The organism is Sphingobium sp. LMA1-1-1.1 (assembly GCF_040676365.1).
In the GTDB taxonomy this organism is placed as follows: domain Bacteria; phylum Pseudomonadota; class Alphaproteobacteria; order Sphingomonadales; family Sphingomonadaceae; genus Sphingobium.
In genome coordinates this window covers 1-369 of sequence record NZ_JBEGHS010000048.1, presented here as the reverse complement: position 1 = coordinate 369, position 369 = coordinate 1, and the positions used below count along the sequence as shown (strand labels likewise).

At 63.4% G+C, this 369-nt stretch carries 1 protein-coding gene; it reads left to right on the top strand.

The features are described from left to right. A partial coding sequence (locus tag MRBLMA1_RS19035; protein WP_363738978.1) for an FCD domain-containing protein occupies window positions 1-369 on the top strand: 369 nt, incomplete at both ends.

Genomic DNA, 369 nt, shown 5'->3' with positions numbered 1-369 from the left:
CGCTCGAGGAGCAGAAGGGCTTTCGTGTCGCGCCGGTGAGCGCCGAGGAGCTGAAGGAACTCGTCAAGACGCGCTGCTGGATCGATGGCCTGGCCATTCGTGAATCGATCGATCGGTTCGACCTGGCGTGGGAGGAGAATCTCATACTCGCGCTCCATCATCTGTCGCGAACCCATCGCGGGGAGACGGGCCAGGGCGAAAGTTCCGAATGGGAAAGCCGGCACAAGGACTTCCACCTTGCCCTCATCGGCGGGTGCGGCAGCCGGTGGATCAAGCGGATCAGCGGCCAGTTGTTCGACGCCGCGGAACGCTACCGTCTTCTCGCGCTGGAGCAGGTCCTGGAGCGCAATGAGCTGCAGGAACATCGCG